This is a genomic window from Prevotella sp. 885, assembly GCF_002265625.1.
Taxonomy (GTDB): Bacteria; Bacteroidota; Bacteroidia; order Bacteroidales; family Bacteroidaceae; genus Prevotella.
On record NZ_NOVE01000081.1, the window covers coordinates 1 to 8,135 of the forward strand.

Annotated in this window: 10 protein-coding genes; 1 reads left to right on the top strand and 9 read right to left on the bottom strand. The window is 43.3% G+C overall.

Annotated features, from left to right (window positions below; genetic code table 11):
* Positions 1–116 precede the first annotated feature (116 nt).
* The 3 genes from CHL74_RS14435 to CHL74_RS14445 all read right to left on the bottom strand — a co-directional run bounded on the left by CHL74_RS14435 (position 117) and on the right by CHL74_RS14445 (position 2,797).
* Complete coding sequence (locus tag CHL74_RS14435; RefSeq protein WP_254923338.1) at positions 117–563, bottom strand: hypothetical protein; 447 nt, start codon at positions 561–563, stop codon at positions 117–119.
* A gap of 73 nt (positions 564–636) precedes the next feature.
* On the bottom strand, positions 637–1,491 hold the full coding sequence (locus CHL74_RS14440; protein ID WP_094881885.1) for a DUF6712 family protein: 855 nt from the start codon (positions 1,489–1,491) through the stop codon (positions 637–639).
* Positions 1,472–2,797, bottom strand: coding sequence for a hypothetical protein (locus tag CHL74_RS14445; RefSeq protein WP_254923339.1), 1,326 nt, complete (start codon positions 2,795–2,797; stop codon positions 1,472–1,474). The genes CHL74_RS14440 and CHL74_RS14445 overlap by 20 nt, the downstream gene beginning before the upstream one ends.
* 214 nt (positions 2,798–3,011) lie before the next feature.
* On the opposite strand from CHL74_RS14445, the gene CHL74_RS14450 reads away from it, so the two are divergent.
* Entirely contained in the window at positions 3,012–3,941 is a 930-nt protein-coding gene (locus CHL74_RS14450) for a WG repeat-containing protein (RefSeq protein WP_094881886.1), read from the top strand.
* 45 nt (positions 3,942–3,986) lie between these two features.
* Here the strand turns inward: CHL74_RS14450 and CHL74_RS14455 are convergent, their stop codons facing one another.
* The 6 genes from CHL74_RS14455 to CHL74_RS15935 all read right to left on the bottom strand — a co-directional run.
* Complete coding sequence (locus CHL74_RS14455) at positions 3,987–4,322, bottom strand: hypothetical protein (RefSeq protein WP_094881887.1); 336 nt, start codon at positions 4,320–4,322, stop codon at positions 3,987–3,989.
* Positions 4,323–4,550: 228 nt separating this feature from the next.
* Positions 4,551–5,363, bottom strand: coding sequence for a DUF4377 domain-containing protein (locus tag CHL74_RS14460; protein ID WP_254923340.1), 813 nt, complete (start codon positions 5,361–5,363; stop codon positions 4,551–4,553).
* Positions 5,364–5,450: 87 nt separating this feature from the next.
* The gene (locus CHL74_RS14465) at positions 5,451–6,458 is read right to left on the bottom strand and encodes a nucleotidyl transferase AbiEii/AbiGii toxin family protein (protein WP_094881889.1); all 1,008 of its coding nucleotides are present in this window, start codon (positions 6,456–6,458) and stop codon (positions 5,451–5,453) included.
* Positions 6,451–7,056 carry a DUF6088 family protein gene (locus CHL74_RS14470; RefSeq protein WP_094881892.1) on the bottom strand — a complete coding sequence of 202 codons (606 nt, stop codon included), beginning with the start codon at positions 7,054–7,056 and terminating at the stop codon, positions 6,451–6,453. Before CHL74_RS14470 ends, CHL74_RS14465 begins: the two co-directional genes overlap by 8 nt.
* 188 nt (positions 7,057–7,244) lie before the next feature.
* Positions 7,245–7,475, bottom strand: coding sequence for a hypothetical protein (locus tag CHL74_RS14475; protein WP_007901484.1), 231 nt, complete (start codon positions 7,473–7,475; stop codon positions 7,245–7,247).
* Positions 7,476–7,486: 11 nt separating this feature from the next.
* Positions 7,487–8,135, bottom strand: a 649-nt coding sequence (locus CHL74_RS15935; RefSeq protein WP_176452279.1) for a hypothetical protein, incomplete at its 5' end; no start/stop codon positions are given.

Sequence of the window (8,135 nt, forward strand, 5' to 3'; positions counted from 1 at the left end):
TAAGGTCGTTTTTTTTAGAAGATTCAATCTCGTTATATAATGAAAAATCAAAGTGTGAAAATGCTTCCATACTGCGAAAGTACGGAAGCATTTGTATGGGGGAAAAGACAAATTGTTTATTCTGGTTTCTGCACAAACATGATTTTATCAAAAATATCACCTGCAGAAACGTTTACACGAACATAACGTCCATTCTGTGTTTCGTTGGGAGCAAATGTAACAGTGAGCGTATTTCCTTCCACCTTTGAAGATGTAAAGTCGCCTTTAACTTCGGAATAAAGTTTGTCATCATACGCAGGAACGTTTATAATGGTTTTAGTTTTATCACCCACCGACTCATTAACGTATTCAATCCAAAAATTCTTGTAATTCTTGCATTTGAAAGTATATGTACCGCCAGACTTTGGCACGCCAATAGCCTTGCCAAAACTTGGTGTCAGTGCTTCTTCATAATTGTTCTTTTCCCATTTCATGGCATCCCAATCACCATCGTCTTTGCTGCATGAAGCTAAAGACAAGATGCAAGTAAAAAGCAACATGGTTGCAAATAGTCTCTCTTTCATTTGTTATATATTTAATGGTTTTTATTATAAAACGCACAACCTCTTTAAATGTTGCCTGGAAAATGCAACTTTTTCAGAAGAAATACCCACTTGCTCCTTTTTTATTTTTATATCCATGGTCTTCAAAGAGTTTGGCGGTGTCGGAGTTTTTCCATTCTGCGAACACGTTACCCTTGGCTAAACGTATGCTGTTCACAATGTCGATTATGCTTGGTATCGGGTATTCACCGATACGGAGGATAGAGAACTCGATGGCAGAGATGCGCTGATACATCCGTTTGTATTGAGCGGTGTCGAGAGTCATATCCCATCTGTTGAGAGCGTTGGCCGTGCGAAGCATGTCCATGAGTTCCGGACTGAAAAACTCCGTTTCGAGGCGGTGCTCAATGGCGAGTAACTTGGCACGAGTGTCCTGGTATCGCAGCCAGATATGGTCAGCGAAGCCCAGCTGGTGAACAATGTCGAGTGTAGGAAACATCGTGGCAGCGAAGTAATTGAACTGCTCCGAAACTGTCCAATGGTGAGCATCCGGAAGCATGGTGAGGATAACAGCAAGCGCATCGTCGCGCTGTTTTTCGAGAGACAGAAGTAGTCTTTCGATACGATCCTTGCTTGCTGGTGCAATATTTTGGTTGCTGACAATGCCGAAGCCGTTAGGCGTAAGGATGAGGTCGAGCTGTGGCACGGCGTGGCGCATCGCCTCTGCAGCCGTGATGATACGGCAGTAGTGCAGGAGCGGTGTGCTGTCAGAGTATGTGCGGATGCGACTCATTGTGTCGGACGAAACGAAAGTGTCGGTAAGCCATTGCTCCGCCTGTAATAGGTGATACTGTATCTTGTCAAAAAGAGATAGTTCACCAGCAACCGCTTTGAGGGTGTTGGGGACGTACTTCTTTAGAGTATCGTTGTCATTTATCAGCATTGCCATTGTCTTTGGATTTATTGATTGAAACTTGCTTTGCGTCCTTATTCTCATCGAGCGTGGTGAGCTGGATGAATGGGCAGTCCGGCTTGACCGCTGTCCACTTGTTGAAACGGATAATCAGTCGGTGAACGGAAAAGAGAAGGTCGTGGTAAGGCTTCTGTAAAGCCTGGGCGATGGTGTAAAGCTCTCGCTTGTCGCTGCCTGAGTTGTTGGTCTGCGACTTGCCTGGAACCGAGCCTACGAGGTTTGAGTGGACGCGCATGGTAAAGCACATCATATTTATGGCTTCTACAATGTCCGTAGCCCAGTCGCCACCCTCCTTATCCGTCTCGATTTTGTTTATGACCACATCATGCTGCTCCTCGCCATTGGGTGAAACATAGAACGTAGAGAAGAGCACCTTTCCGCTGTTCTCCATCCCGGTGAGGAAGTTGATGATGTTGTCCTTCTCCTCGTTGACACGCTCCTGCTGCTTGACACGGTCAGTTATGCCCTCGACCTTGAAGATGTTGTTCCAAAACGAGTTGGCAATCTCGATGTGGTACTTTATGGGAGCCGAGTTTCGGAGCTTCGCTTCCTTAGCAATGCCGATGAGCTGCTTGATGTTGAACCACTTTCCTTTGAATAGAGCTGCGTAGTATGGTATTGGGTAATACGTATTGTCGGGCGTAGGAATACGGCTGACAACAGCGAACTTCTTGATTTTCTTCCCTCTGTTCTGCAGATCAGAGAATGGCGACTGCGGATTGAGAAGTTCAATGCGCTCGATGTCCTCCGGACTGACCGTATTACGCCAGTTGGCATAGAGGATGTAAGGTATCACGCCTGACTTGTCGGCAGGAGCAATGCGGACGTAGCACGCCTGTTTGCGCACGATGCGGACAATGCGACTGGCATCTTCATTGAGGATGATCACGCTGACGCAAAAGCCGAAGTGCTTGAAGTCCTGGCACACGCCGAGGAAGTAACTTGCGAGGTCGTTGTCCAGCATGAAGTCATCCACTTGCGCTTGCACTTGTGCGGTGGCAAGCTCTGTGTCATAGACAAGTCCGCTGCCATAGCAGACTTCAGCGTTGAACATCTGGCAAGTGCTCATTGTCTCGTCAGACTCGATGAGGTCGATAATGTTGTACGGCATCTGATTGTCACCTCCCCACGGGATGTACTTCATCTTGTCGTTGATGATGATTGGTGCGATGTTATGCTCTTCCTTGAAGACATCGGATGTCTTGGAGGTGAAGGCAGCGGAGGCGTTGGCACCTGGGATGGTGACAACGGATGTAGGTGGAATAAAAGAAAAATCGCTCATATCTTGCTTTTTTAGAGCAAAGATATGAGCGAAAGGGAGGTGGGGAAAAGACAAGGCTAATTCTTAATTCCTTAGGAATTATATGCTTTTATATTAAAAGGCTAATCTTTAATGCGTGAAAATCAATCGTGGTTTATACGAAAAGTTCTAAAATAACGTTATTCCATTAAACCATCTGGGTTTAATATATGATTAACTAATAATTTTAGACAAGATGAAAAAGATAATATCACCTATTCTCTCAATCGCTCTTTTTACAACCCTCATTCTTCTATTTCTGATACACTTTCAGAGAGTAGACGCACAATCTATTTATAAATGCGATAATGAGAAACACATCTGTTACAAAAACTCTGATGGGAAAACAATAGTGAAGAGCAAGAAATACACAATAGCGTTTACAGACACTATAACGTCCATCGGTTTTGTAGGTAATAGAAAAGGTAAAATCATCGGTATAGACAACCATGGAAAGGAGTTGTTTGAGGTATATAAGATAGACAATGGTCCAGACTGCGTTAGTGATGGCTTGTTTAGAATTATTGGGAAAAATGGCAAAGTGGGGTTTGCCGACACTTGTGGCGTTATCGTAATACCACCTGTTTTTTCTTATGCCACTCCATTCTTTGATGGAGAAGCCAAGGTAACTTTTGAGGGCGAAGAACAAAAACAAGGAGAGTATCAATATTGGGAAAGCAATCAATGGTTTTTGATAACGAGTCCGAACTTGTTAGATCATAGTATGAACGAGATGGCTACATCTACTAAATTTGACACGCCAACATTGACAACGGAGGAAAAGCACAAAGTCAAGGAACTGGCTGCACAAGCCCCTGATAGCATAAAAACATGTTTCTCCTTTTTGCTTTACAAATGGAATTACGCAATAACCCATAATCGTGAAATGCTCTTGAGCTCAAATACATATTCGTATTCAAAGTTACCCGAGTTCCACTATTTGAAATCCATGGGGAAACAGATAATACCACTTATCATGGAACAACTTATTGAGCCATCAAATTTTCATCTGTTGGTTCTTTATGAAGCTGTGCAAGAAGATAGCAGAAAGATTGTGAAAGACCACACCGGAGGCGAACAGAACAGAGCCATAATGAATGTGAAAAGATGGCTTGGCAGTAAGTAGGGATTCGCATTGAAAACTGTAGATATCTGTCTTAATCCAACAGTTTCATTCGATTTTTATCTTCCAAATGTTTTCAGGTGTCTTCTCTGTTTGCAAAGGGACTTGCTCTATCGAATGTGCCGTTGCTTTCTTTCTCTTTTTGTTTTGTCTTGTTTGTTTTCTGAAACTTTTAAAGAGAAAGTTTCTTCCCATGCCATTGCCAAAAATCACATCCAATGGTTCGCCAGTATCTTTCCATATCCTGACCTTGGCAGCATAGTCAAATGCAAATCTGACAGCCGTGCTGTCATAAGTAAAAACCACTTCATAATACGCTTTTCCAAACTGTTTTCTTATTTTGCGATGATTGTCACCATAGTCGTCCTTTTGGAAAATCCGCATTTCAGATATTTCAGCACCTTTGAAAAACGGAACGTATGCAGGACCAAAGGTATTGGCGACACTCCTTGCGGCAGTTATAAGTGCATCCTTTTGGCAGACATCAGCAAACTTCTTGGAGCCAATGGCTGGGCAGATAATGTCGTAACCATCAGAAAAGCGATTGGTAAGAGGAAACGCTTTTTCATAATCACTTATTTGTTATGGCACATTATTCGTACAAACAGCGTTTCATTGTTTCGTAATTGTAAATTTCAATTTCTGGAGTCCTTTTTTGTATACATTGGCCAAGATGAGAAAATACTGCAGTTTCTCGCCTGAGTTCATCTTTTTTGTAATATACTCAAATTCGCTTTCCGGTATTACATCCTTAAACAACGGGCCGTCATCCTCATTATACACCATTCTTATATCGTCTGTCAGCGGAGAAATGACGTATGAACGATACGCCTGATATGGGATGCTATTGAATTTGACCCAGTTGTCATCGCCTTTATCCAGAACATTTTCTATGTATATCCTGCTATGTTCATAAGAAGGCTTTGGCCACCCATTGCCTTTATAGATATTTCCTTCGCCATCTACGATATAGTTGTCTTCTGTCTCGTATTTGTTGTACGGGCACAGCTCCTGATACTCAATGTCGCTTTCTGACTTTACACTATTGTCGGTTGGAGGTTCCGTCTCTTTGACGAGTTTGTCTTGAACAATTTTGACGAGCAAATATTTGTGGCTATAGCCGTCAGCGGGCGGATTGGCAAGTGTAGTCATCTTTACCCGCAATTCATACTCATGCCCTTTTACATAAGTGAAACCCTCGATACGATATAGACCAAGATGTTCCCATTTACCATTTGGATTATCAAACTTTACAAGCATACATTCCTCTGGGGTAGAGTTAAATCCGTAACTTTCACCCGTTTCAGAAGAAACATATATTGTTATCTCCTTGACGGAATCTTTTTTCTCGTCATCATCGCTGCTGCAACTTGAAATAGCGAAAACTGCAAGTAGCAGGAATAAAAGGTTTAAAGTCTTTTTCATTTTACGTTTAATTGTACTACTTAAAATAAACGGTAGATTTTGAATATATTGCATGAATTATTGCATTTTTTCATTTCTTGTCACATTTCAAAACCTGTGGAATCTATCTTCAAGCACTTTCATATTCTCAATGAGTTCAATGAAAGAAGGTTTCTCTCCGAAAATCATGGAAGAGCACATACTTTTATAGTCAGCCTCCCATGCGCTGCGTATATCCTCACGAGGAACGAGAACGATGCGACGACGAATGTCTGGGGTGTAGTCCATACCACTAATGCTTGTGAATATCTCGCGATGATGACGAATGGACTCCCACAGTTCATCATCCTTTATGGCAGCCAAAGCAAAGTCTTTGTCCATCATACGAGAGAGGTCATAAAGATGTCTTGACTTGCGGTCGGCAATGACACCACGTCCCTCTACGGAAAACAACTCGTGCAAGAGGAATACCTTTTCAAGGAAAGTCTTGCTTGCAAGAGCCGTTGCCACCTTGCTATCGACAATTGTTGTCTGTATGGTAGGAAACACGCCCTCGACCATACTGTTGATATGTGTTTGCTCGTTTGGCTCCAGCAAAGACCTTGCTCCAATCTCCAACATCACTATTGGCGAAAGGTATTCAGACGGCTCAGCCCAAGCACTCTTATACCTCACGAAAATCTTTCTCGGTTCTGGATATGTGCTATCGCCCTCACCGTCTGGCTCAGACTCGATTTTGCAAAAGTCCTGCAAACCATATTTCTCGACAGCCTCCTGCAATGCCGGGCAAAACGTGTCTTTGACAAATAGAGAAGAAGCCTTGCGCAGTTTCTTTATCTGCTTCTTCGTCAAGTCGCCCTCGAACCCAAACAAAGAGCGGTCGACAGCCAAATCAATGTCTTCAGAGAAACGCTCAATAAGATGCCAGACCTTGCTCAAAGATGTGCCACCTTTGAAGATGAGTTTATCAGCAAAAGGCAAGTCGAAAACGATTTGCAGAATATTAGAAACCCACAAGTCCTTCTCTATAGCCTGTGGAGGCAACCCACATCGTGCAGATGCTTGTTGAAGCACACGTCGTTGGTCGTCAAACGAAAGTTCAAAGAATTTATTCATAAGCGTTTTGTACAATTTTTCTAATCCATACAGGCATCAGTTTCAAGTCGACAAGCACATCTTCTTTCTTCTCCTGTCTCAATAAGTAGTAAATATGATCCGTCTGTTTAGTAGTAACATTGACGTTCTTTATCGACTTTAGAGCAGAATTAACCAACATGGCAAGTCGGTTCGTAAAAGCCAAGTTGCGTGGAGCCGTATTCTTAAATGTGATAGATCTATTCCCTGACACTGATATTCTGCGCGACTTTCCATTTGTGAGGAAAACACTATTCAACGGAACCTGCGTAGAAAGTCCAAGAACATTCAGCGCATAGTCGCCAGTGGGGACAATTTTGGAATGAGAGCGTTCAGCCAAGGCTTCAGCAATTTGGATGTCAGTAGGATAAATCACCCCCAATCCTAAAGTTTCGTCAATTTCGGGATAACAGTAAATGCCCTGTGCCACACGAATAATTACCCCGCTTTTTGTAAGCCTAAGCAAAGTCTGTCGGATAGCATCAGAAGAGCCCAAATCAAGGAAGTCATCGGCAAAGAAAATCTTTCCCCTACCAAATCCCTTTATCCTGTTTTCAATTTTATGAGCTATACTTTCCATGTCTAACCTTAATTTTGTCACAAAATTAGCAACTTTTTGTGACAAAACAAAGAAAAGGCTTAGAAAAGTAGCAATGTTTAACTAAAAAATGCCCGATACATATTCTATAAAACCACAAATATACAATATCAGCCATGCAAACACAAATGTTGATCTTGTTACAAAAAAAAGATACTTCTTGTGACACACTACATATACACCTCAATCCCATTCACCTCAAATATACACACATCGCGAAGCTGCCGGATTTCGTTAGAGTCCAGCAGCTTCATTCGTCTTGTGCCTTTATAGAAATCATATTTGAGGGAGATGCAGCGGTGCCAGGACTGGATTTCACCGCTGCGAGTCCATAGACGGATGTCGATGGGTTCGGGACTGGAGAGTATTTTGCGGAGGGTGGTGATGTGGATGGATTGCATAGTGATGTGGATTAATCGAAGGTGCGGTAGAAAGGATCATCGAAGATGTTGTTGCCATAGTCAATGGTGATTGGGAAATGATGGCTGCTGTACTTGTACTTGAACTTGATGCTGTTCGTGGCGTTGTCGGCATCGGAGATTTCACTGTTTATATCAGTGATGGTGATGGGTGCCAGGGCACCACCTATCTCAACGATGTTGACATAGCGAGAAAGGAGGAGCTGGGAGAAGTGCTTGGCTTCCTCGAAGGTAAGCATCGAGGATTCAACGTCATACTCGTAGGCGGACTTGTCATCATAGAAGGTGGTGACACCGAGCGAGGTGGCAGTGGAACGGTCGAGGTCGAGCTTGCTCTTTGTGACGCAAGTGAGATGTATGTATTCATCGCAGTTGAATTCATTGCGCACGAGCAGCGTGAGGTTCGGCGTGCGGTCAGTGACATAGAACGTCTTGGCCAGAAAGCCACGATGAACGGTGAACTGGAGCAGTCGGCACTTGCTGCCGATGCGGGTTTCTATAGCAATAGGACTTATAATGTCACGTATCAAGGTGGTGTTCTTGGTGTCCACTTTAGCATCCTCGATGCGCACCATGCGAGGTGTAGACTCGCCATCGAAGAGAGCCAGGCACTCGGTGTAGCCCTGCAGCGTGACATCAGGC

Coding starts and splice junctions, on each gene's coding strand:
- CHL74_RS14440 (WP_094881885.1), bottom strand. CDS start 1,491: ATGGCAATGCTGATAAATGACAACGATACTCTAAAGAAGTACGTCCCC.
- CHL74_RS14460 (WP_254923340.1), bottom strand. CDS start 5,363: ATGAAAAAGACTTTAAACCTTTTATTCCTGCTACTTGCAGTTTTCGCT.
- CHL74_RS14455 (WP_094881887.1), bottom strand. CDS start 4,322: ATGCGGATTTTCCAAAAGGACGACTATGGTGACAATCATCGCAAAATA.
- CHL74_RS14475 (WP_007901484.1), bottom strand. CDS start 7,475: ATGCAATCCATCCACATCACCACCCTCCGCAAAATACTCTCCAGTCCC.
- CHL74_RS14470 (WP_094881892.1), bottom strand. CDS start 7,056: ATGGAAAGTATAGCTCATAAAATTGAAAACAGGATAAAGGGATTTGGT.
- CHL74_RS14450 (WP_094881886.1), top strand. CDS start 3,012: ATGAAAAAGATAATATCACCTATTCTCTCAATCGCTCTTTTTACAACC.
- CHL74_RS14435 (WP_254923338.1), bottom strand. CDS start 563: ATGAAAGAGAGACTATTTGCAACCATGTTGCTTTTTACTTGCATCTTG.
- CHL74_RS14445 (WP_254923339.1), bottom strand. CDS start 2,797: ATGAGCGATTTTTCTTTTATTCCACCTACATCCGTTGTCACCATCCCA.
- CHL74_RS14465 (WP_094881889.1), bottom strand. CDS start 6,458: ATGAATAAATTCTTTGAACTTTCGTTTGACGACCAACGACGTGTGCTT.